Raw genomic sequence first — 21,889 nt, 5'->3', positions numbered from 1 at the left:
CTACCCGGAGGCGGGCATCCGGGGGGAGGCTGTCACAATGGCAACGCTTGTGCATCCCTTCACAAAGGATCTCCCCGTGGACCTCAAGACCGCTTCAGCGTTGCGCCGCCTCCGGCTGATCTCCGTCCCGGAGGCCGTCTCCTTCCTCGTGCTGCTGGTGTGCTCCGTGCTCAAGCGGACCACCGAGTTCAACGCCGTGCCGGTGATGGGCGCCGTCCACGGCGTCCTGGTCATCCTCTACCTGATCTTCTGGCTGGACGCCTGGAACAAGGCCAAGTGGCCCCTGGGCCGCGCGGCGCTCTACGTGGTGCTCTCGGTCCTGCCCGCCGGCGGCTTCTACGCGGACCGGCTGCTGCGCCGCGAGACGGAGGCGAGCGTGATCGCCGCCCGGGCCCGCGTCGAGCAGGCCAGGCTGGAGGACGAGCGGCCCCGCACCGGGACGGTGGACGCGTGATCGTCGCCTTCTCCGTCACACCGCTCGGCGTCGGCGAGGACGTGGGGGAGTACGTCGCCGAGGCCGTGCGGGTCGTCCGCGAGTCCGGGCTGCCCAACCGCACGGACGCGATGTTCACCTCGATCGAGGGCGAGTGGGAGGAGTGCATGGAGGTCGTGCGGCGGGCGGTCGCCGCCGTCGAGGCCCGTGCCCCACGCGTCTCGCTCGTCCTCAAGGCCGACATCCGCCCCGGTGTCACCGACGGCCTGACCTCGAAGGTCGAGACCGTCGAGCGGTACCTGGGCTGACGACCACGGGCCGGGCGCGGGTGTGCCGGGCGTGGCGGGCACGCCCGCGGCGGTCCGCGCGGTGCGCCGGCGCCCCCGCCCTCGGATCGAGGGGTGAGACGACGCCCACCACGATATGAGAGGCCTATAAGGTCGGAGACGTGCCGAAGCCGCTCAGTCTGTCGTTCGATCCGATCGCCCGCGCCGACGATCTGTGGAAGCAGCGCTGGGGGTCCGTGCCGTCGATGGCCGCGATCACCTCGATCATGCGGGCGCACCAGATCCTGCTCGCCGAGGTCGACGCGGTCGTCAAACCCTACGGCCTGACCTTCGCCCGTTACGAGGCGTTGGTGCTGCTGACCTTCTCCCAGCGGGGCGAGCTGCCGATGTCGAAGATCGGCGAGAGGCTGATGGTCCACCCCACCTCGGTGACCAACACCGTCGACCGCCTGATGCGGGCCGGGCTGGTCGCCAAGCGCCCCAACCCCAACGACGGGCGCGGCACCCTCGCCTCCATCACCGACAAGGGCCGTGAGGTGTGCGAGGCCGCGACCCGCGACCTGATGGCCATGGACTTCGGGCTCGGGGCCTACGACGACGAGGAGTGCCGCGAGATCTTCGCGCTGCTGCGTCCGCTGCGCGTGGCGGCCGGGGACTTCAAGGAGGGCTGAGGGAAGGGGCCCGGCGGGGGACGGTTAGGCTCGTCCGCATGAAGAAGAGCGTGCTGACCCGCTACCGGGTCATGGCCTACGTCACGGGTGTGCTGCTGATCCTGCTGTGCCTCGGCATGATCGGCAAGTACCTGCTGGACATGAGCGGCGCCGAGACCTTCACCAGCGTCATCGGCATCGCCCACGGCTGGCTGTACGTGCTCTACCTGGTGTTCGCCTTCGACCTGGGCACCAAGGCGAAGTGGTCCATCGGCAAGCTGGCCTGGCTGCTCCTCGCCGGCACGATCCCGACCGCGGCGTTCTTCGTGGAGCGCAAGGCGACCCGCGAGCTCGAACCGCTGGTCACGGACGACACCGCCCCCGCCGAGGCCTGAGACGCCGGCACCGTTCCGGGATTCCGCACGCCGCGCCCCCGCGTCCCCGCGGGGCCTCGGCCATTCGAGTCGGCGGAGCGGCGTCGCGGCGTTCTTCCATCGATCTTCCATCGACAATTACTAGGACGTCCTAGTAAATTCGAGGGTATGGACGCTGACGCCATCGAAGAGGGCCGCCGCCGTTGGCAGGCCCGTTACGACGCCGCCCGCAAGCGGGATGCCGATTTCACCACGCTCTCCGGCGACCCTGTGGAGCCCGTCTACGGTCCCGCCCCGGGCGACACCGTCGAGGGGTTCGAACGGATCGGCTGGCCCGGTGAGTACCCCTTCACCCGCGGTCTGTATCCCACCGGCTACCGCGGCCGTACCTGGACCATCCGCCAGTTCGCCGGCTTCGGCAACGCCGAGCAGACCAACGAGCGGTACAAGATGATCCTCGCGGCGGGCGGCGGCGGTCTGTCGGTCGCCTTCGACATGCCGACCCTGATGGGCCGCGACTCCGACGATCCGCGCTCGCTGGGCGAGGTCGGCCACTGCGGTGTCGCGATCGACTCGGCGGCCGACATGGAGGTCCTCTTCCGGGACATCCCCCTCGGGGACGTCACCACCTCGATGACGATCAGCGGCCCGGCCGTGCCGGTGTTCTGCATGTACCTGGTGGCCGCCGAGCGGCAGGGCGTGGACACCTCCGTGCTCAACGGCACCCTCCAGACGGACATCTTCAAGGAGTACATCGCGCAGAAGGAGTGGCTCTTCGAGCCGGAGCCGCACCTGCGGCTGATCGGCGACCTGATGGAGCACTGCGCGCACCACATCCCGGCGTACAAGCCGCTGTCGGTCTCCGGCTACCACATCCGCGAGGCGGGCTCCACGGCCGCGCAGGAGCTGGCGTACACCCTCGCCGACGGCTTCGGGTACGTGGAGCTGGGCCTCTCGCGCGGCCTGGACGTCGACGCCTTCGCCCCCGGCCTGTCGTTCTTCTTCGACGCGCACATCGACTTCTTCGAGGAGATCGCCAAGTTCCGCGCCGCCCGCCGGATCTGGGCGCGCTGGATGCGGGACGTGTACGGCGCCAAGAGCGAGAAGGCGCAGTGGCTGCGCTTCCACACCCAGACGGCCGGGGTGTCGCTCACCGCCCAACAGCCGTACAACAACGTGGTGCGCACCGCCGTGGAGGCCCTGGCCGCCGTGCTCGGCGGCACCAACTCCCTGCACACCAACGCGCTGGACGAGACCCTCGCCCTGCCCAGCGAACAGGCCGCCGAGATCGCGCTGCGCACCCAGCAGGTGCTGATGGAGGAGACGGGCGTCACCTCCGTCGCCGACCCGCTGGGCGGTTCCTGGTACGTCGAGGCGCTCACCGACCGGATCGAGGCCGACGCCGAGAAGATCTTCGAGCAGATCAAGGAGCGGGGCCGCCGCGCGGTGCCCGACGGCAACCACCCCATCGGTCCGATGACCTCCGGCATCCTGCGCGGCATCGAGGACGGCTGGTTCACCGGCGAGATCGCCGAGGCCGCGTTCCGGTACCAACGGGCGCTGGAGAAGGGCGAGAAGAGGGTCGTCGGCGTCAACTGCCACACCGGTTCCGTCACCGGCGACCTGGAGATCCTGCGGGTCAGCCACGAGGTCGAGCGCGAGCAGGTGCGCCTGCTGGCGGAGCGCCGGGCCAAGCGCGACGACGCGCGCGTCCGCGCCGCCCTGGACGCGATGCTGGAGGCCGCCCGCGACGGCTCCAACATGATCGAGCCCATGCTGGAGGCGGTACGGGCCGAGGCCACGCTGGGCGAGATCTGCGACGCGCTCCGCGATGAGTGGGGCGTCTACACCGAGCCCGCCGGCTTCTGATCCCCGCGGCCGTCCGACCCCGCCTCCCCCGTCTCCTCCGCCGTACCGTGCGGCGGGGGAGACGGGGCCGCGGCCGGTGACGCCGGCGCCGGACCGGGCGCGCCGGCCGTCAGACCGCTCAGGAGGAGGGCGGCGAGGGTCCGGGCCCACACGGGGGTGACGCGCTCCGCGCTGACCAGGCAGCGGTGGACGACCGCGCCCGCGATCACGTCGAAGATCAGATCCACCGCGCGGGCGGCCTGCGCGGCGCCTCGGGGGCCGGGCGGATCAGGGGGAAGCTCGCCGCGGATCTGGGCGCGGCGGCGTCCCTCGACGACCAGGTGCTTCTGACGCTCCACGATGGCCGTGCGGATCCGGGCGCGCAGGGCCTCGTCGCGCGTGGCCTCGGCGACGACGGCCATCAGGGACGTCTTGGTCTCCGGGCGCTCCAACAACTCGGCGAAGGAGAGCACCACGCCCTCCACGTCGGCCCGCAGGCTGCCGCGGTCGGGCAGCTCCAACTCGTCGAAGAGGACCGCCACCGCGTCGACGACCAGCTCGTTCTTGTTCGACCAACGGCGGTAGAGGGTGGTTTTGGCCACCCCCGCGCGCAGGGCCACGTCCCCCATCGTCAGCCCGCCCCAGCCCAACTCGACCAGCGCGGAGCGCGTCGCGTCGAGGATCGCGCGGTCGGCCGCGGTGCTGCGCGGCCTGCCCGTGCGGCGTGGGGAGTCGGCCATGGGGCCGACTGTAGCGCCGGTCATGAGTTACGCTACGACCCGTATCGAAAGACTGCGGTCACACCATGGGCCGGAGCGACAACCACGGGTGCCGGGTGGGGATCCGGTGCCGACTCGCGACACGCTGCACGGAACGGTTCGGAGACGGGGGAGACTGGTCTCATGCAGCCACGCAACATGTCCATGAGCGGAGTGGTCGACCTCGCCGCGGTGAAGGCGGCCGGAGAGGCCAAGCAGAAGGCGGAGGAGGCCCGGGCCAGGGCCGCCCGCCAGCAGGGCGAGGGGCAGGCCGCCCCGGTTCCCCTGGTGATCGACGTCGACGAGGCGGACTTCGAGCGAGAGGTGCTCCAGCGCTCCACGCAGGCCCCGGTCGTCATCGACTTCTGGGCCGAGTGGTGCGAGCCGTGCAAGCAGCTCAGCCCGGTGCTGGAGCGGCTGACGCAGGAGTACGCCGGGCGTTTCGTGCTCGCCAAGATCGACGTCGACCGCAACCAGATGCTCTTCCAGCAGTTCGGCGTCCAGGGCATCCCCGCCGTCTTCGCGGTGGTGGCCGGCCAGGCCCTGCCGCTGTTCCAGGGCGCCGCGCCCGAGCAGCAGGTCCGCCAGGTGCTGGACCAACTGGTCCAGGTGGCCGAGGAGCGCTTCGGGCTCACCGGCGTGCCCGTCGACGGCGAGGGCGAGCAGGCCCAGGCCGCGCCCCGGGCGCCGGAGGACCCGGCCCTGGCCGCCGCCCACTCGGCGCTGGACGCGGGCGACCTGGGCGGCGCCGTCCAGGCGTACCGGAACGTGCTGGCCGACAACCCGGGGAACACCGAGGCCAAGCTGGGGCTGGCCCAGGCGGAACTGTTGCAGCGGGTGCAGGGCCTGGACACGGCCCAGGTGCGCAAGGAGGCCGCCGACAACCCCACCGACGTCCGGGCCCAGATCCGCGCGGCCGACCTGGACCTGGTGGGCGGGCACGTTGAGGACGCCTTCGGACGCCTGGTGGACACGGTCCGGCTCACCGCCGGGGAGGACCGGGACGCCGCGCGTGTGCACCTTCTGGAACTGTTCGAGGTGGTCGGTTCCGAGGACCCGAGGGTGGTCGCGGCGCGCGGCGCCCTGGCCCGCGTCCTGTTCTGACCGTCTCCGACCGTCCTCCACGGTCCCGAGCCCGTCGACGGGGCGCGTCGACGGGCTCGGGACCGGGGCTTGTCCACGGAGTGTGCCGGCGGGGTGCGCCGACGGCTTATTGACAAGGAGGCCAACAACGACCGTGGTTTTACCAAAACTTGGTAATCTCGGTCGCTGTTACTCCCAGTAAGTCCATGGAGGGAATTGGAGCGAAGACGCCCCTTTCATCCATCCTCGTCCCGTGCGTGTCGGCAACACTCCGTGCCGACTCCCTCGGACTGCGCACGGTCGTGTTTACACGTCCGTTACTCGCAAGTAACGAGCCCCTTGTGCCCTGAGCGCTCATGCACCACGATCGGCCACGCTCGGTCCATTGTCCGCAGCCGGGACACCACACCCGGACACCGGCGGGCGCTGGATCCCCACCGAGCCGGCCGGCGATACCCACGCCGGCCGCGGACAGGGGGGTCTCTGTCTTCCGGCAGGGCCTGTCCGGCAGGTTGCGCGAGAGCGTGGCCATGTGGTTGTCGCTCGGGGGTGATCGCCGGCGCCTCGAAAATCCATGCGGATTCGAGGAGGACGGCGCTCTCCTTCCCGAGGACGTAGCACTTCTCCCATCCCGTCCGGGCCCGGCCCGGGCCGGAGATGTACGTCCGAGAAGGAGGAAAGTCATGGAGTCTGTGGCTCGTGGCGGGACCAGATGGAAGCGGTTCGCCGTTGTCATGGTCCCGAGCGTCGCCGCCACGGCGGCGGTCGGCATAGCCGTCGCGCAGGGTGCGCTCGCCGCGTCGTTCAGCATCTCCGGTCAGCAGGCGAAGGTCTCTGTCGACCGGCTGGACGGCGACGGGTTCGTGCAGTACGGATCGGTCAACACCAAGCACAACGGCGAGAAGGTCGCCGTCGCGGTCTCGGCGTTCAAGGAAGCCGACCTGCGGGGGCTGTGTCAGTCCGTCGTGGTGCCCGTGCCGATCTTCGGTGACGTCTCGCTGAAGCTCACGGCGGGCACCGGCGGCAAGGTGGTCGAGGCGAAGAACCTCTACATCGACCTCGACCAGCTCAACGCCGACGCCACGTTCACCAACATCAACATCGGCGTCTCGGCCAACCACGCCACCAAGGGACCGGGCCTGAACGACGGCGACGCCGTCCTTCCGGGCTCCTTCGCCCAGGAGGCGGACAAGGCGGTGCTCACCGACGTCAAGCAGACGTCCTGGGCCACCAGCGCCGGCACCTTCAAGCTCTCCGGCCTCTCGATGAAGGTCGTCAAGGGCAAGAACGAGTGCTTCTGACGCACTGAGCGGCGGGAGGCGGGGGGCCGTCGCGACGGTTCCCCGCCTCCCCGCAGTGCCATTCGATCTTTGTGACAGTTCGGCCCTAGGGAGCTGTTTTCGATGAGTGCCGAGTCGCCGGAAGCGCGTGAACGCATCAGCCACTGGCGGCAGTCGTTCCGCCTGTGGCGCTGGCAGCGCCCCTTCTGGGCGGGACTGCTGACACTGCTGGGCGGCGTGCCGATCATCTACATCCCGCACGCCGATCCCAGCCTGGAGCAGTTGTCCTTCCGGCTTGCCACCACCACGGGTTCCGGATCGCTGATCATCGGCGTGCTGCTGTTCGTGCTGGGCCTGACCATGTGGTTCCAGCCGCACTCCCGGGTGTTCTCGGGGGTCGCCGCCATCCTGCTGGCCCTGGTCTCCCTGGTGGTCTCCAACCTCGGAGGCTTCCTCCTCGGCTTCCTGCCGGCCCTGATCGGCGGGGCGATGGGCATCTCGTGGGTGCCGGTCAAGCAGCGGCAGGAACCTGCCTCCGCCGATCCGGAGCCCGCGGACGCCCCGGGCGCCCCGGACGCGGCGGCCCCGGTCGGCTCCGCTCCGACCTCGGCCGGGGCGGACAACGGACAGAACGGGGAGCACCATGACACCTGACGAGGTGCGCCAGGAAGGCGGAGCCGGGGCCGAGCCGCCCCGGCGGAGGAAGACCGGCCCCCGGCACGCGGTCCCGAAGAAGCCGCTGCTGACCCGGCTGCACGTCCCCGCGGGCAAGGCGATCGCGCTGGCGGCGATGCCGTCCGCCGTGCTCATGGGCATGGGACTCACCCCCAAGCTCGCCATCGCCGAGCCGTTGCCGAAGAACCCCTTCAAAGACGGTCCGTGCGTCACCGCGCCCGACCGGGAGGTGGAGGAGGACGAGGCCGGGGCGAGCGAGTCCCCCGCGCCGGGGACCTCCCCCGCACCCGAGGCCGGCGCCCCGGTCGAGGAGCGGCCCGGCACGGACACCGGGCCGGGGAACACCGGATCGGGCGGCGGTTCCGGCGGAAGCGGCTCCGACACGTCCGACCCCGCCCCCGGTTCCGGGGAGCGGAGCGGCCCGGACGCCGGTGCCGGCGAGCCGGGGTCCGAGCCGGGGTCCGCGCCGGAGCCCGAGCCGAGCCCGTCCCGGACCACGGAGGAGAAGAACCGGAACCCGCTGGATCCGCTGGGCCTGGGCGACGCCCTCAGAGACCTGCTCACCCCGGGCAAGAAGGACGGGAAGACGGAGGAGGCCGCCGAGGAGCCCGAGGCGTCCCCGTCCGCCTCGCCGAGCCCCTCGCCGTCCGCCGGGTCGGACGGCCCGGCCCGGGACACCGCCGAGAACGCCGGGAACGCCGGGAACTCCGGGAATTCAGAGAACGCGGGGAAGGTCGAGAAGGGGGTCCGGGACCTCGGCGACGCGGTCCGCGAGGGCGCGGAGAAGGTCGGCGAGGGCGTGGAGAACGCGGGCGAGGACGAGGAGCCCGACGCCTCCCCCGAGCCCGACGCCTCCGGCAAGGAGCCCTACCCCTGCCCGACCCACGACGCCGAGGCGCTGGCGAACGCCGAGGACGAGCAGACCGAGGCGGTCCTGCCCAACGCCCCGTGGCGGCTGGAGACCAGCCTGCTCACGCTGCACGGCCTCGACTACCACGGCATCGTCAAGGTCCGCACCCAGAACGGCACGGTCAAGAACGTGCTGAAGTTCACCGCCAAGGCGGTCGACATCCGCGACCTCCACCAGCTCGTGGACGGCCCCGGCGGCACGACCGCCCATGTGAAGGCGGCCAAGGGCAGCACCTCCACCATCCGCAAGGGCACGGTGACCATGTACACCGAGGAGCTCAAGGGCAGGCTCTTCGGACTCATCCCGATCACCTTCAGCCCCGAGTCCCCGCCGCCGCTGAACGTCCCCGAGGTGTTCTTCACCGAGGTGTCGGTCAAGCAGGCCGGCCAGTTCGGCGGCGAGCTGCACATCCCGGGCATGCAGTTGTACAACGAAGGCTGACCGGACGCGCGAAAGCGGCGGCCCGCGCACCCCACCGGGTGCGCGGGCCGCCGTCCGTTCCGGACCGTCCGGGGCACGGGCCCTCGGGAGGGCCGTCAGCGCTGGTCGTTGCCCAGGTGGTGGACGAGCACCATGTTGGTGGTGCCGGGGACGCCGGGGGGCGAACCGGCGGTCATGATCATGGTGTCGCCGGTGCTGTACCGGTGGAGCTTGAGCAGTTCGGCGTCGACCAGGTCCACCATCTCGTCGGTGTGGTCCACGTGCGGCACCACGAAGGACTCCACGCCCCAGCTCAGCGTGAGCTGGTTGGCGGTGGCCGGTTCGGTGGTGAAGGCCAGGATCGGCTGGGCGGCGCGGTAGCGGGACAGCCGTCGGGCGGTGTCACCGGACTTGGTGAAGGCGATCAGCGCCTTGCCGTTGAGGAAGTCCGCCATCTCGCACGCGGCGCGGGCCACCGAACCGCCCTGGGTGCGCGGCTTCTTGCCGGGCACCAGCGGCTGGAGGCCGCGCGAGAGCAGCTCCTCCTCCGCGGCCTGGACGATCTTCGACATCGTCTTGACCGTCTCGATCGGGTACTGGCCGACCGAGGACTCCGCCGAGAGCATCACCGCGTCCGCGCCGTCCAGGATCGCGTTGGCGACGTCGGAGGCCTCGGCGCGGGTCGGCCGGGAGTTGGTGATCATCGACTCCATCATCTGGGTCGCGACGATCACCGGCTTGGCGTTGCGGCGGCACAGCTCGACGAGCCGCTTCTGCACCATCGGCACCTTCTCCAGCGGATACTCCACCGCCAGGTCGCCGCGGGCCACCATCACGCCGTCGAACGCGAGGACGACCTCCTCCATGTTCTCCACGGCCTGCGGCTTCTCCACCTTGGCGATCACCGGGACCCGCCGGCCCACCTCGTCCATCACCCGGTGGACGTCACGGACGTCGGCGGCGTCCCGGACGAAGGACAGCGCCACCATGTCGCAGCCCATCTCCAGCGCGAACTTCAGGTCCTCGACGTCCTTCTCCGACAGCGCCGGGACGTTGACCGCCACGCCGGGCAGGTTGATGCCCTTGTGGTCGGAGATCACACCGCCCTCGATGACCATGCAACGCACTCGCGGCCCCTCCACGTCGATGACCTGGAGGGAGACGTTGCCGTCGTTGATCAGGATCGTCTCGCCCTTGGAGACGTCCCCCGGCAGGCCCTTGTAGGTGGTGCCGCAGATGGTCCTGTCGCCGGGCACGTCCTCGGTGGTGATGGTGAACTCGTCGCCGCGGACCAGTTCCACCGGCCCGTCGGCGAAGGTCTCCAGGCGGATCTTGGGACCCTGCAGGTCGGCCAGGACGCCGATCGCGCGACCGGTCTCCTGCGAGGCCTTGCGGAGCCGGTGGTACCGCTCCTCGTGCTCCGCGTGGCTTCCGTGGCTCATGTTGAAGCGGGCCACGTTCATGCCGGCCTCGATCAGCGTCTTGAGCTGTTCGTAGGAGTCCACGGCGGGGCCCAGGGTGCAGACGATTTTGGAACGGCGCATGGGGGCGATCCTATCTTTTGTTCAACAGCGGAACGTTCCCGGGGTGAGCTGGCTCACGTTTCGTCGACCGGTCTGTCGGCGACCAGCGCGTACGTCTGGGTGGCGATCTCCAGTTCCTCGTCGGTCGGCACCACGGCCACCGCGACTCGCGCGGTGGGCGGGGAGACCAGCCGAGGGCCGCCGCCGCGCGCCGCGTTCCGCTCCGGGTCCACGGCCAGGCCCAGTCCCTCCAGCCCCGTGACGGCGGCCTCTCGCACGGCGGCCGCGTTCTCCCCGACCCCGGCGGTGAAGGCCACCACGTCCACCCGGCCGAGCACGGCGTAGTAGGCGCCGATGTACTTCCTCAGCCGGTGGACGTAGATGTCGAAGGCGAGTCGGGCCGCCTCGGCGTCCGGACCGCTCTCCATCCGCCGCAGGACGTCCCGCATGTCGTTGTCCCCGCACAGGCCGAGCAGGCCGCTGCGCTTGTTCAGCAGGATGTCGATCTCGTCGACCGACATCCCGGCCACCCGCGTCAGGTGGAAGACCACCGCGGGGTCGATGTCCCCCGAACGGGTGCCCATCACCAGACCCTCCAGGGGAGTGAGCCCCATGGAGGTGTCGACGCACCGCCCGCGCGCCACCGCCGAGGCCGAGGCGCCGTTGCCCAGGTGGAGCACGATGACGTTCGTCTCGCTCGGCTCGCGTCCCAGCAGTTCGGCCGCCTTGCGGGAGACGTACGCGTGCGAGGTCCCGTGGAACCCGTAGCGGCGCACCCGGTGCTCGTCGGCGACGGCGGTGTCGACGGCGTACCGGGCGGCGTACTCCGGCATCGTGGCGTGGAAGGCGGTGTCGAAGACCGCGACCTGCGGCAGGTGCGGGGCCAGGGCCCGGGCCGTGCGGATACCGGCGAGGTTGGCCGGGTTGTGCAGCGGCGCGACGGGCACCAGACGCTCGATCTCGTCCACCACCGCGTCGTCGATCACGGTCGGCTCGGTGAACCGCCGCCCGCCGTGCACCACGCGGTGGCCGATCGCGGCCAGTTCGGGGGAGTCCAGGCCGAGCCCGTCGTGGGCCAGTTCCTCGGCGACGGCCTTGAGCGCCGTCTCGTGGTCCGCGACCGGCTCCTCGCGCTCGCGCGGCGGGCCGTCGGCCGGGGAATGCCGCAGCAGCGAGGTCCGCTCGCCGATCCGCTCCACGAGCCCGACGGCCGGGCGGGACCCGTCGGTCATGTCGAGGAGTTGGTACTTCACCGACGAGGAGCCCGAGTTCAGGACGAGGACACGAGTGCCTCTCACGAGTTCACCGCTTTCTCGGTCCGGCCGTCCGACCCCCCGGGGTCGGACGGTGGCACGCCCCGCGCGTGCCGATCCTGTTGGGCCTGGATCGCGGTGATGGCCACGGTGGTGACGATGTCGGGCACCAGGGCGCCGCGGGAGAGGTCGTTGACCGGTTTGCGCAGGCCCTGGAGGACCGGGCCGACCGCCACGGCCCCGGCCGAGCGCTGGACGGCCTTGTAGGTGTTGTTGCCCGTGTTGAGGTCGGGGAAGACCAGCACGGTGGCCCGGCCCGCGACCTCGGACCCCGGCAGCTTGGTCGCCGCGACCGAGGGCTCCACCGCCGCGTCGTACTGGATCGGCCCCTCCACCGGCAGGTCGGGGCGGCGCTCGCGCACCAGCTCGGTCGCCCGCCGCACCTTGTCCACGTCCGCGCCGCTGCCGGAGGTGCCGGTGGAGTACGACAGCATCGCGATCCGGGGCTCCACCCCGAACTGCGCGGCGGTCGTGGCCGACTGGACGGCGATGTCGGCGAGCTGCTCGGCGTCCGGGTCGGGATTGACCGCGCAGTCGCCGTAGACCAGCACCTTCTCCGCCAGGCACATGAAGAACACCGAGGAGACGATCTCGGCCTCCGGCTTGGTCCGGATGATCTCGAAGGCGGGCCGCAGGGTCGCCGCGGTGGAGTGCGCGGCGCCCGAGACCATGCCGTCGGCCAGACCCTCCTGGACCATCAGGGTGCCGAAGTAGGAGACGTCGGTGACCAGGTCGTACGCCAACTCGTAGGTGACGCCCTTGTGGGCGCGGAGCTTCGCGTACAGCTCGGCGAAACGCTCGCGCAGCGGGGAGTCCTCCGGGTTCACGACCCGGGCGGAGGCGCCCGGACCCTCGAAGACCTCGTCGGGTTCGAGCAGGCCGAGGTCGAGGCCGAGTTCGGCCACGCGCTTGCGGATCGCGGTCTCGTCGCCCAGCAGGGTCAGGTCGCACACGCCCCGGCGCAGCAGCACCTCCGCCGCCCGCAGCACCCGTTCCTCGGAGCCCTCGGGGAGGACGATGTGGCGGCGGTCGGAGCGCGAGCGCTCGATCAGCTCGTGCTCGAACATCATCGGGGTGACCCGGCCGCTGCGGACCACCGAGAGCCGCTGCGCGAGCCGGCCGGTGTCCACGTGGGACTCGAAGAGGCCGAGGGCTATCTCGGCCTTGCGGGGGGTGGCCGTGGTGAGCCGGCCCTCCACGGCCATCAGCTCGGCGGCGGTGGGGAAGGAGCCGGCGGAGACGGCCAGCACCGGGGTGCCCGGGGAGAGGCGGGCGGCCAGGGCCATGGTCTCCTCGCCGGGCCTTCGGTCGGTGGTGAGCAGCACCCCGGCGATGGCGGGGGAGCCGGCGGCGTGGGCGGCGAGGGAGCCGACGACGAGGTCGGCGCGGTCCCCGGGGGTGATGACCATGCAGCCCTCGGTGAGGGCGGGCAGGAAGGTGGGCAGCGTCGCGCCGCCGAAGACGAAGCCCCGCACGTCCCGGGCGAGTCCGTCCGGATCGCCCTGCAGCACCTCGGCGCCCAGCGCGTCCACGACCTGGGAGACCGTCGGCGCGGCCAGGGCCGGGTCCTCGGGCAGGACGTAGACCGGCACCGGCAGTTGCCCGCCCAGGACGCGGGCGACCTCGGCGGCGTGGCCGTCGGGGACCCGGTTGGCGAGCATCGCGATGACGTCGCAGCCCAGCGAGGCGTAGGCGTGGTGGGCGTTGCGGACCTCGGCGGCCAGCGCGTCGGGCTCGTGGTCCGTCCCGGCCACCACGGGCAGCACCGAGGCGCCGAACTCGTTGGCCAGCCGGGCGTTGAGCGCCAGTTCGGCGGGCAGGCCGGTGTCGGCGTAGTCGGTGCCCAGGACGAGGACGGCCTCGTAGTCGCGGGCGACGGTGTGGAAGCGGCCCACCAGGTGGGAGACCAGCTCGTCGGTGCCCTTCTCGGCGAGGACGGCGGCCGCCTCGTCGTAACCGAGCCCGACCACGGTCCCCGCGGGCTGGGACAGCCGGTAGCGGCTGCGGAGCAGGTCGTAGATGGGATCGGGACCGTCGTGCGCGAGCGGGCGGAAGACCCCGACCCGGCCGCTGCGGCGGGACAGGAGCTCCATGACCCCCAGTTCCACGACCTGACGGCCGTCCCCACGGCCGATTCCGGTCACGTACACACTGCGCGCCACGTGTGCTCTCCCTACTCCCTCGGCTCCCTCGCACCCCGGGTCGTGTGGTCCGTGCCCTGTCCGGGTACCCGCGGCCACAGTCGGGAAAAGTGCCGGAAAAGCGGCTCTACCAGGGCTTATCTGTGCACTTGTTCCCTTGGCCTACCCTTGACCATACCGCCGGGCCCGACCGTGTCGCGTGTCGAACGGGATCGGACACGGACGGCTCGCGATGCGTTCAGAACATGAAACAATCGCGGCGGCGCATCCGATACCAGCAGCGAGCAGGAGAAGCGATCCCATGCGCATCGGAGTCCTCACCGCAGGCGGCGACTGCCCCGGTCTGAACGCCGTTATCCGTTCGGTCGTGCACCGCGCCGTCGTCGACCGGAACGACGAAGTCATCGGCTTCGAGGACGGGTTCAAGGGCCTGCTCGACGGCCGTTACCGCGAACTCGACATCGATTCCGTCTCCGGCATCCTCGCCCGGGGCGGCACCATCCTGGGTTCGGCACGGCTGGAGCGCGGCAGGTTGCGCGAGGCGTGCGAGAACTCCGAGGAGCTGTTGGAGCGCCTCGGCCTCGACGCGCTCATCCCGATCGGCGGCGAGGGCACCCTGACGGCCGCCCGGATGCTCGCCGACGCCGGCCTGCCGGTGGTCGGCGTGCCCAAGACGATCGACAACGACATCTCGGCCACCGACCGCACCTTCGGCTTCGACACGGCCGTCACCGTGGCCACCGAGGCCATCGACCGGCTGAAGACCACCGCCGAGTCCCACCAGCGCGTGATGGTGGTCGAGGTCATGGGCCGGCACGCGGGCTGGATCGCGCTGGAGGCCGGCATGGCCGGCGGCGCGCACGGGATCTGCATCCCCGAGCGGCCCTTCCAGGTGGACGACCTGTGCAAGATGATCGAGGAGCGCTTCTCGCGCGGCAAGAAGTTCGCGGTCGTCTGCGTCGCCGAGGGCGCGCGTCCGGCCGAGGGCTCGATGCCGTACGAGAAGGGCGAGATCGACCAGTACGGTCACGAGCGCTTCACGGGCATCGGCAACCGGCTCGCCATCGAGCTGGAGCACCGACTGGGCAAGGAGGCCCGTCCGGTCATCCTCGGCCACGTCCAGCGCGGCGGCACCCCCACCGCGTACGACCGGGTGCTGGCCACCCGCTTCGGCTGGCACGCCGTGGAGGCCGTCCACCGCGGTGACTTCGGCATGATGACGGCCCTGCGCGGCACCCAGATCGTGATGGCGCCGCTGGCGGACGCGGTGGCGGAGCTGAAGACGGTGCCGCAGGACCGGATGGACGAGACCGAGGCGGTCTTCTAGACCCTTCCGGACCTCCGACCTCCCGCCCGTGCGGCGGCGCCCTGACCAAGGGCGCCGCCGCACGGCTTCTTCGCAGTCGGTCGACGGGGCGCGCGTCGGCGGAAACCGTCCGAGGGCGCCGCGGGAACCGTCCGGGCGTCAGCCCCGCCAGTTGTAGTGGAGCTCCGGCCGGCCCACGTGCCCGTAGTGCGGGGTGCGCTCGGCCTGCCCGGTGTCGACCAGGTACTCCAGGTAGCGGCGGGCGGTGATCCGGTTGACGCCCACCCTCTCGGCCGCCGCGCTCGCCGTCAGGCCCCCGCGGTCGGCCGCCCGCAGGGCCGCGGTGACCGACTCCAGGGTCGGCGCGCTCAGCCCCTTGGGCAGCGCGACCCGGCTCGGCGGGCGCAGCGCGGCCAGCGCGCGGTCCACCTCCGCCTGGCTGCCGGCCTCCGCGCCCTCGGTGGCGATCGTCTCCCGGAACCGGGCGTACCGCTGGAGCCGGTCGCGCAGCGTCGGGAACGTGAAGGGCTTCAGCACGTGCTGGACGACCCCGAGGGAGACGCCCTCCCGCACGACGGCCAGATCGCGGGCCGAGGTCACCGCGAAGACGTCGGTGGTGTGGCCGGCCGCGCGCAGCGCCCGCACCAGGGCCAGGCCGTGGCCGTCGGGGAGGCGGAGGTCCAGCAGGATCAGCTCGACGGCCCGCTTGTCCAGGGCCCGTTTGGCCTCGGCTCGGGAGTGGGCCACGCCGGAGACGGTGAACCCGGGCACCCGCGAGACGTACAGGGCGTGGGCGTCCGCCGCCACGGGGTCGTCCTCGACCACCAGCACCCGGATGGGTTCCCCGCCCGCGGTGTCCGTCCTCGTCCCGGTCACGCCGTCACCTCCGCGGCGCGCAGCGGCAGCCGGACGGTGAACTCCGCGCCGCCGGACGCCGCCCGGTCCAGCTCGACGGTGCCGCCGTGGCGGCGGACGGCCTGCCGCACCAGCGCCAGCCCCAGGCCCCGGCCCGCGGGTCCGGTGAGTCGCTTGGTGGACCAGCCGCGCCGGAACACCTCCTCCACCGTGTCCGGGTCGATGCCGGGGCCGCTGTCGGCGACGCGCAGCAGCAGCTCGTGCCGGTCGGCCCGGACGGTCACCGTCACCCGGGGCACCCGGTCGCCCCCCGCGACGGCGTCGGGGGAGCACTCCGGTCCGCTGTCGAGGGCGCCGTCGGCGACGGCGTCCAGGGCGTTGTCGATCAGGTTGCCCAGGATCGTCACCAGGTCCCGGGCCGGGAGTCCCCGCGGCAGCACTCCGTCGTCGACGCTGCTGTCCTCGGTGAGGACCAGTGCCACGCCGCGCTCGTTGGCCTGCGCCGCCTTGCCCAGCAGCAGCGCCGACAGCGCCGGCTCGGCGACCGCCGCGACCACCTGGTCGGTCAGCGCCTGGGCCAGCTCCAGCTCGGCCGTGGCGAACTCCACCGCCTCCCGCTCGCGGCCCAGCTCGATCAGCGACACCACGGTGTGCAGCCGGTTGGCCGCCTCGTGCGCCTGGGAGCGCAGCGCCTCGGTGAAGCCGCGCACCGAGTCCAGCTCGCCGGTGAGCGCCTGGAGTTCGGTGTGGTCACGCAGGGTGACCACCGTGCCGCGCCGCTCGCCGCCCGACACCGGCGCGGTGTTCACCACGAGCACGCGGTCGTCGGTCAGGTGCACCTCGTCCACGCGGGGCTCCGAGGCCAGCAGCGCGCCGGTCAGCGGCGTGGGCAGGCCCAGTTCGGCCACGTTGCGGCCCACCACGTCCGGCCCGGTCAGGCCGAGCAGTTCACGGGCGCCGTCGTTGATCAGCGCGATCCGCCGCTGTCCGTCGAGCATCACCAGACCCTCGCGCACCGCGTGCAGGGCGGCCTGGTGGTAGTCGTGCATCCGGCTCAGCTCGGTGGCGTTCATGCCGTGGGTGTGGCGGCGCAGTCGGGCGTTGATCACGTATGTGCCCAGGCCGCCGAGCACCAGCGCGCCCCCGGCGACCGCGAGGAGGGCGACCACCTGCCCCCGTACCTCGGCGCTGATCTTCTCCACGGCTATTCCGGTGCTCACCAGGCCCACGATCCGCCCGTCGTCACGGATCGGGGTGACCACGCGCACGGACGGGCCGAGCGTGCCGGTGTAGGTCTCGTGGAAGGTCTCGCCCCGCAGCGCCGGGCCGATGTGGCCCACGAAGCGCCGGCCGATCCGGTCGGGGGACGGGTGCGTCCAGCGGACGCCCTCGGGGTCCATGATCGTCACGAAGGTCACGCCGGTGTCGCGGCGCACCCGCTCGGCATACGGCTGGAGCCGCGCGCTGGGGTCCGGGGAGGCGATCGCCTCGCGCACCGAGGGCGAGTCGGCGATCGCCCGGGCCGTCACGGTGACCTGTTTCCGGGCCGAGGTCTCGGCCTGCTCGCGGTCGTTCAGGTAGGTGAACAGCGCGCATCCGGCCACCACGACCGCCACCAGCACGACCTGCATCGCGAAGAGCTGGCCCGCCAGACTGCGGGGACGGGGGAGACGCATGGCCACAGTCTGCCGCCGCTCCGCGCCGGCGGCTCCGCCCGGTGCCCGGGCGATCCCCGACAAGATTCCGCAACTCCGCCGTGCGCGGCGGTTTTTCCGTGCACGTAATGCACACAACGGTGATCGTTCTCACATCGGGATGCATAGTCGGCGGGACTCCACGCGAGTCGGAGCCGCACTTTCCAAGGAGCCGACGTGTCCACCCAGACCGAGCAGTCCAAGAGACGGGACCGTACCCACTACCTGTACATCGCCGTGATCGTCGCCGTACTGGCGGGCGTCGCGCTCGGCTTCGCCGCCCCCGGCGTCGCCGTCGAGCTGAAGCCGCTGGGCACGGGGTTCGTGAACCTCATCAAGATGATGATCTCGCCGGTGATCTTCTGCACGATCGTGCTGGGCATCGGGTCCGTCCGCAAGGCGGCCAAGGTCGGCGCGGTGGGCGGGCTCGCGCTCGGGTACTTCATGGTGATGTCCACGGTGGCCCTGGCCATCGGCCTGGTCGTCGGCAACGTGCTGCACCCCGGCTCCGGCCTGGAGCTGACCGAGGAGGTCAAGAGCGTCGGCGCGGCCCAGGCCGACGGCGCGAGCGAGAGCACGGTCGACTTCCTGCTGGGCATCATCCCGACCACGCTGGTCTCCGCCTTCACCGAGGGCCAGGTGCTCCAGACCCTGCTGGTGGCCCTGCTCGTCGGCTTCGCCCTCCAGGCGATGGGCGCGACCGGCGAACCGATCCTGCGCGGCATCGGCCACCTCCAGAGGCTGGTCTTCCGGGTGCTCGCCATGATCATGTGGGCGGCCCCGGTCGGTGCCTTCGGCGCCATCGCGGCGGTGGTCGGCGAGACCGGCGTGGACGCGCTGACCTCCCTGGCCGTCATCATGGTCGGCTTCTACGTCACCTGCGCGCTGTTCGTCTTCGTGGTGCTGGGCGGGCTGCTGAAGATCGTCACGGGCCTGAACGTCTTCGCCCTGCTGAAGTACCTGGGCCGCGAGTTCCTGCTGATCCTGTCCACCTCCTCCTCCGAGTCGGCGCTGCCGCGCCTGATCGCCAAGATGGAGCACCTGGGGGTCGGCAAGCCGGTCGTGGGCATCACGGTCCCCACCGGCTACTCCTTCAACCTCGACGGCACCGCGATCTACCTGACGATGGCCGCCCTCTTCGTGGCCGAGGCGATGGGCGACCCGCTCTCGCTGGGCGAGCAGGTCTCGCTCCTGGTCTTCATGATCATCGCTTCGAAGGGAGCGGCCGGTGTCACCGGCGCCGGTCTGGCCACCCTCGCCGGCGGACTGCAGTCCCACCGTCCGGACCTGGTCGACGGCGTGGGCCTGATCGTCGGCATCGACCGCTTCATGAGCGAGGCCCGCGCCCTGACGAACTTCGCGGGCAACGCGGTCGCCACGGTGCTGATCGGCACCTGGACCAAGGAACTCGACAAGGAGCGGATGAACGAGGTGCTGGCCGGCCGCATCCCGTTCGACGAGCAGAGCCTCGTCGACGACGGCCACGGCGCCCCGGAGACCACGTCGGAGCCCACCCCTGAGGGTTCCGCCGCCAAGAAGCCCGTGGGCGTCTGACTCCCCGCATCCGCCCCGGGCTCGCCGCACGGTCCTGTCCACCCCCCGGACAGGGCCGTGCGGCCGTTTCCGATCCGGGCTTCCGGTCCGGGCTTCCGGTCCCGGACCGGGACCGGAAGCCTCGGTCTCAGGCCGGTACCAGCCAGATCGTCGCCAGCGGCGGCAGCGTCGGGGCGATGTGGGCGGGACGGCCGTGGGCCGGGACGGAGTCGGTCTTCAGCGGCTCCGGGTTGCCCACGTCGCCGCCGCCGTACCGCGCCGCGTCGGTATTGAGGATCTCGCGCCAGGCCGGGACCTCCTCGGGGACGCCGAGCCGGTAGTCGTGGCGGACGACGGGTGAGAAGTTGGAGACGGCGATCAGGGGCGTGCCGTCGGCGGCGTACCGCAGGAACGCGAAGACGTTGTCGTCGGCCGCGCCCCCCTCGATCCAGGAGAAGCCGGCCGGGTCGGTGTCCCGCTCCCACAGCGCGGGCGTGGCGGTGTAGACGCGGTTGAGGTCGCGGACCAGGTCGCGCACGCCCCGGTGGTCGTCCGAGGCGGGGTACGCCGGGTCCAGCAGCCACCAGTCCGGGCCGTGCGCCTCCGACCACTCCGCCCCCTGGGCGAACTCCTGCCCCATGAAAAGGAGTTGCTTGCCCGGATGGGACCACATGAAGCCCAGGTAGGCGCGGTGGTTGGCACGCCGCTGCCACCAGTCGCCCGGCATCTTGGACACCAGCGAGCGCTTGCCGTGCACCACCTCGTCGTGGGAGATCGGCAGGATGTAGTTCTCCGAGTAGGCGTACACCATGGAGAACGTCATCTCGTTGTGGTGGTACTTGCGGTGGACCGGCTCCTTGACCATGTACTCCAGGGAGTCGTGCATCCAGCCCATGTTCCACTTGAAGCCGAACCCCAGCCCGCCGAAGCCCCCCGGCCCGATGTGGTGGGTGGCGCGGGTGACGCCGTCCCAGGCGGTGGACTCCTCGGCGGCGGTGATCACCCCCGGGCAGCGGCGGTAGACGGTGGCGTTCATCTCCTGGAGGAACGCCACCGCCTCCAGGTTCTCCCGCCCGCCGTGGACGTTGGGGGTCCACTGGCCGGACTCGCGCGAGTAGTCGAGGTAGAGCATGGAGGCGACGGCGTCCACCCGCAGGCCGTCGATGTGGAACTCCTCGCACCAGTAGACCGCGTTGGCGACGAGGAAGTTGCGGACCTCGGTGCGGCCGAAGTTGAACTCCAGCGTCCCCCAGTCCGGGTGCTCGGCGCGGGCCGGGTCGGAGTGCTCGTACAGCGCGGTGCCGTCGAAGCGGGCCAGCGCCCACTCGTCCTTGGGGAAGTGCGCGGGCACCCAGTCCATCAGCACGCCGATGCCCTCCTGGTGGAGGCGGTCGACCAGGTACCGGAAGTCGTCGGGCGTGCCCATCCGCGCGGTGGGCGCGTAGAAGCCGGTGACCTGGTAGCCCCAGGACCCCCCGAAGGGGTGCTCGGCGATCGGCATCAGCTCCACGTGCGTGAAGCCCAGGTCCTTGACGTACGCCGGGAGTTGCTCGGCCAGTTCGCGGTAGGTCAGGCCCGGACGCCAGGACGGCAGGTGCACCTCGTAGACCGACAGCGGCGCCTGGTGGGGGGCGCGCTCGGCGCGGCGCGCCATCCACTCCTCGTCGTGCCAGACGTACTCCGACTCCTCCACGATCGAGGCGGTCGCGGGCGGCACCTCGGTGCGGCGGGCCATCGGGTCGGCGCGCAGGGTGTGGGAGCCGTCGGGGCGGGTGATGTCGAACTTGTACAGCGCGCCCGGCTTGACGCCGGGCAGGAACAGCTCCCACACGCCGCTGCCGCCCAGCGACCGCATGGGGAAGGCCGTCCCGTCCCAGTGGGCGAAGTCCCCGGCGACCCGTACGCCCAGCGCGTTGGGCGCCCAAACGGTGAAGCGGGTGCCGGACACCCCGGCGTGGACCATGGGACGCGCGCCGAGTGCCCGCCACAGCTCCTCGTGACGGCCCTCGCCGATCAGATGCAGGTCCAGCTCGCCGAGGGCGGGCAGGAAGCGGTAGGGGTCCTCGGTCTCGATCTCGTCCACCCCCGGCTCCTCGCCGTAGCGCACCAGCAGCCGGTACGGGGGGACGGCGGGACCTTCGGCCAGGGGCAGCACCCCGGAGAACAGTCCGTCGCCGTCGTCGTGGAGTTCGGCGCGCATCCCCTCGACCAGGACGGTGACCGCGCGGGCGTACGGACGCAGCGCCCGGAACAGCACCCCGCCCTGCGTCCGGTGGGCGCCGAGCACCGCGTGCGGGTCGTGGTGGGAGCCGTGGAGGAGGCGCAGGCGCTCGCCCGGGTCCAGCGGATCGGCCGGCCGCAGTTGGTGCGGGGAGGGGGTGTCCTCGCTCCTGCGGGGGGCGGGCGGTCGGGCGTCGGGCCAGTTGGCGGCGTGCTCCTTGAGCGGCTCGGACTGCCTCGGGGCGATCGGTTCCGGGGAGGCGCCCGGGGGCCGCGCGGCGGAGTCCTCGGCGGAGCCCTCGGCGCCCACTGCCGGGTTCTCCCGCTCGGGGGTCTGCGCCACGGCTCGCGCGGGGGCCTTCGAGGGGGCCTTCCCGGTCGTCTTCGCCGTCTTCGGCGCCGCCTTCCTCGGCGCGGCCTTCTTCACGGTCCCGGCGGGCCCCGCCGGTCCCGCCGCGTCCTGTGGGGCCGGCGGTCCGGAAGGCGCGGCCGGGGCGGAGCCCTCGTCCCGGGCGCCGGCGCGGGCGGTCCGCGAAGAGGCGTCGGAGGGCGGTCGGCTGTCGGGGCGGGGGGTCACGGAAGAGGC

18 protein-coding genes are annotated in these 21,889 nt (G+C 71.8%); 11 read left to right on the top strand and 7 right to left on the bottom strand.

Features of this window, described 5'->3' with window-relative positions; genetic code table 11:
* Positions 1-76 precede the first annotated feature (76 nt).
* From IF47_RS0100585 to icmA, 5 genes are all read left to right on the top strand, one after another.
* Positions 77-454 carry a DUF3817 domain-containing protein gene (locus tag IF47_RS0100585; protein ID WP_051716726.1) on the top strand — a complete coding sequence of 126 codons (378 nt, stop codon included), beginning with the start codon at positions 77-79 and terminating at the stop codon, positions 452-454.
* Positions 451-741 carry an MTH1187 family thiamine-binding protein gene (locus IF47_RS0100580; RefSeq protein WP_031505818.1) on the top strand — a complete coding sequence of 97 codons (291 nt, stop codon included), beginning with the start codon at positions 451-453 and terminating at the stop codon, positions 739-741. The genes IF47_RS0100585 and IF47_RS0100580 overlap by 4 nt, the downstream gene beginning before the upstream one ends.
* A 140-nt stretch (positions 742-881) precedes the next feature.
* Entirely contained in the window at positions 882-1,391 is a 510-nt protein-coding gene (locus IF47_RS0100575) for a MarR family winged helix-turn-helix transcriptional regulator (protein WP_031505817.1), read from the top strand.
* A 38-nt stretch (positions 1,392-1,429) separates the two neighbouring features.
* Positions 1,430-1,765, top strand: a complete 336-nt coding sequence (locus IF47_RS0100570; protein ID WP_031505815.1) for a DUF3817 domain-containing protein — start codon at positions 1,430-1,432, stop codon at positions 1,763-1,765.
* A gap of 147 nt (positions 1,766-1,912) precedes the next feature.
* Positions 1,913-3,613 carry a coenzyme B12-dependent isobutyryl-CoA mutase large subunit gene (gene icmA / locus IF47_RS0100565; RefSeq protein ID WP_031505814.1) on the top strand — a complete coding sequence of 567 codons (1,701 nt, stop codon included), beginning with the start codon at positions 1,913-1,915 and terminating at the stop codon, positions 3,611-3,613.
* Here the strand turns inward: icmA and IF47_RS0100560 are convergent.
* Entirely contained in the window at positions 3,589-4,332 is a 744-nt protein-coding gene (locus IF47_RS0100560) for a TetR/AcrR family transcriptional regulator (protein ID WP_078591458.1), read from the bottom strand. The genes icmA and IF47_RS0100560 overlap by 25 nt on opposite strands.
* A 162-nt stretch (positions 4,333-4,494) precedes the next feature.
* Between IF47_RS0100560 and IF47_RS0100555 the strand changes: the two genes are divergently transcribed.
* From IF47_RS0100555 to IF47_RS0100540, 4 genes are all read left to right on the top strand, one after another.
* The gene (locus tag IF47_RS0100555) at positions 4,495-5,454 is read left to right on the top strand and encodes a tetratricopeptide repeat protein (RefSeq protein ID WP_031505811.1); all 960 of its coding nucleotides are present in this window, start codon (positions 4,495-4,497) and stop codon (positions 5,452-5,454) included.
* Positions 5,455-6,116: 662 nt separating this feature from the next.
* A complete protein-coding gene (locus IF47_RS0100550) occupies positions 6,117-6,734 on the top strand; it encodes a DUF6230 family protein (RefSeq protein WP_031505810.1) in 618 nt (205 codons plus the stop codon).
* A 102-nt stretch (positions 6,735-6,836) separates the two neighbouring features.
* Positions 6,837-7,367 carry a DUF6114 domain-containing protein gene (locus IF47_RS27345; RefSeq protein WP_051716721.1) on the top strand — a complete coding sequence of 177 codons (531 nt, stop codon included), beginning with the start codon at positions 6,837-6,839 and terminating at the stop codon, positions 7,365-7,367.
* Complete coding sequence (locus IF47_RS0100540) at positions 7,357-8,739, top strand: hypothetical protein (protein ID WP_031505808.1); 1,383 nt, start codon at positions 7,357-7,359, stop codon at positions 8,737-8,739. The genes IF47_RS27345 and IF47_RS0100540 overlap by 11 nt, the downstream gene beginning before the upstream one ends.
* 95 nt (positions 8,740-8,834) lie before the next feature.
* On the opposite strand, the gene pyk is transcribed toward IF47_RS0100540, so the two are convergent.
* From pyk to pta, 3 genes are read right to left on the bottom strand one after another with little or no spacing between them, the layout of a single operon-like run.
* Positions 8,835-10,262, bottom strand: coding sequence for a pyruvate kinase (pyk, locus tag IF47_RS0100535; RefSeq protein WP_031505806.1), 1,428 nt, complete (start codon positions 10,260-10,262; stop codon positions 8,835-8,837).
* A 53-nt stretch (positions 10,263-10,315) separates the two neighbouring features.
* Positions 10,316-11,539, bottom strand: coding sequence for an acetate kinase (locus IF47_RS0100530; RefSeq protein ID WP_031505805.1), 1,224 nt, complete (start codon positions 11,537-11,539; stop codon positions 10,316-10,318).
* Positions 11,536-13,716 carry a phosphate acetyltransferase gene (pta, locus tag IF47_RS0100525; protein WP_078591457.1) on the bottom strand — a complete coding sequence of 727 codons (2,181 nt, stop codon included), beginning with the start codon at positions 13,714-13,716 and terminating at the stop codon, positions 11,536-11,538. Before pta ends, IF47_RS0100530 begins: the two co-directional genes overlap by 4 nt.
* Positions 13,717-13,996: 280 nt before the next feature.
* Between pta and IF47_RS0100520 the strand changes: the two genes are divergently transcribed.
* Positions 13,997-15,022 carry an ATP-dependent 6-phosphofructokinase gene (locus tag IF47_RS0100520; RefSeq protein WP_031505803.1) on the top strand — a complete coding sequence of 342 codons (1,026 nt, stop codon included), beginning with the start codon at positions 13,997-13,999 and terminating at the stop codon, positions 15,020-15,022.
* Between the two features lie 138 nt (positions 15,023-15,160).
* On the opposite strand, the gene IF47_RS0100515 is transcribed toward IF47_RS0100520, so the two are convergent.
* Together IF47_RS0100515 and IF47_RS0100510 are read right to left on the bottom strand one after the other, a co-directional pair.
* Positions 15,161-15,877: a response regulator gene (locus tag IF47_RS0100515; protein ID WP_211257145.1), complete on the bottom strand. Its 717-nt coding sequence runs from the start codon at positions 15,875-15,877 to the stop codon at positions 15,161-15,163.
* Entirely contained in the window at positions 15,874-17,532 is a 1,659-nt protein-coding gene (locus IF47_RS0100510) for a sensor histidine kinase (RefSeq protein WP_031505801.1), read from the bottom strand. The genes IF47_RS0100515 and IF47_RS0100510 overlap by 4 nt, the downstream gene beginning before the upstream one ends.
* Before the next feature lie 195 nt (positions 17,533-17,727).
* Here IF47_RS0100510 and IF47_RS0100505 point away from each other — a divergent pair, with 195 nt between their 5' ends.
* Positions 17,728-19,104 carry a cation:dicarboxylate symporter family transporter gene (locus IF47_RS0100505; protein ID WP_031505799.1) on the top strand — a complete coding sequence of 459 codons (1,377 nt, stop codon included), beginning with the start codon at positions 17,728-17,730 and terminating at the stop codon, positions 19,102-19,104.
* Positions 19,105-19,231: 127 nt separating this feature from the next.
* Here the strand turns inward: IF47_RS0100505 and glgB are convergent, their stop codons facing one another.
* Positions 19,232-21,880, bottom strand: a complete 2,649-nt coding sequence (gene glgB / locus IF47_RS0100500; protein WP_425423539.1) for a 1,4-alpha-glucan branching enzyme — start codon at positions 21,878-21,880, stop codon at positions 19,232-19,234.
* Positions 21,881-21,889: the final 9 nt, after the last annotated feature.

It is taken from the genome of Streptomyces megasporus, assembly GCF_000718985.1.
In the GTDB taxonomy this organism is placed as follows: Bacteria; Actinomycetota; Actinomycetes; order Streptomycetales; family Streptomycetaceae; genus Streptomyces; species Streptomyces megasporus.
Note: the sequence above shows the minus strand (reverse complement) of the source record. Positions and strands in the feature narration are given on the sequence as shown.

Coding starts and splice junctions, on each gene's coding strand:
- IF47_RS0100570 (WP_031505815.1), top strand. CDS start 1,430: ATGAAGAAGAGCGTGCTGACCCGCTACCGGGTCATGGCCTACGTCACG.
- icmA (WP_031505814.1), top strand. CDS start 1,913: ATGGACGCTGACGCCATCGAAGAGGGCCGCCGCCGTTGGCAGGCCCGT.
- IF47_RS0100560 (WP_078591458.1), bottom strand. CDS start 4,332: ATGGCCGACTCCCCACGCCGCACGGGCAGGCCGCGCAGCACCGCGGCC.
- IF47_RS0100555 (WP_031505811.1), top strand. CDS start 4,495: ATGCAGCCACGCAACATGTCCATGAGCGGAGTGGTCGACCTCGCCGCG.
- IF47_RS0100550 (WP_031505810.1), top strand. CDS start 6,117: ATGGAGTCTGTGGCTCGTGGCGGGACCAGATGGAAGCGGTTCGCCGTT.
- IF47_RS27345 (WP_051716721.1), top strand. CDS start 6,837: ATGAGTGCCGAGTCGCCGGAAGCGCGTGAACGCATCAGCCACTGGCGG.
- IF47_RS0100540 (WP_031505808.1), top strand. CDS start 7,357: ATGACACCTGACGAGGTGCGCCAGGAAGGCGGAGCCGGGGCCGAGCCG.
- pyk (WP_031505806.1), bottom strand. CDS start 10,262: ATGCGCCGTTCCAAAATCGTCTGCACCCTGGGCCCCGCCGTGGACTCC.
- IF47_RS0100520 (WP_031505803.1), top strand. CDS start 13,997: ATGCGCATCGGAGTCCTCACCGCAGGCGGCGACTGCCCCGGTCTGAAC.
- IF47_RS0100510 (WP_031505801.1), bottom strand. CDS start 17,532: ATGCGTCTCCCCCGTCCCCGCAGTCTGGCGGGCCAGCTCTTCGCGATG.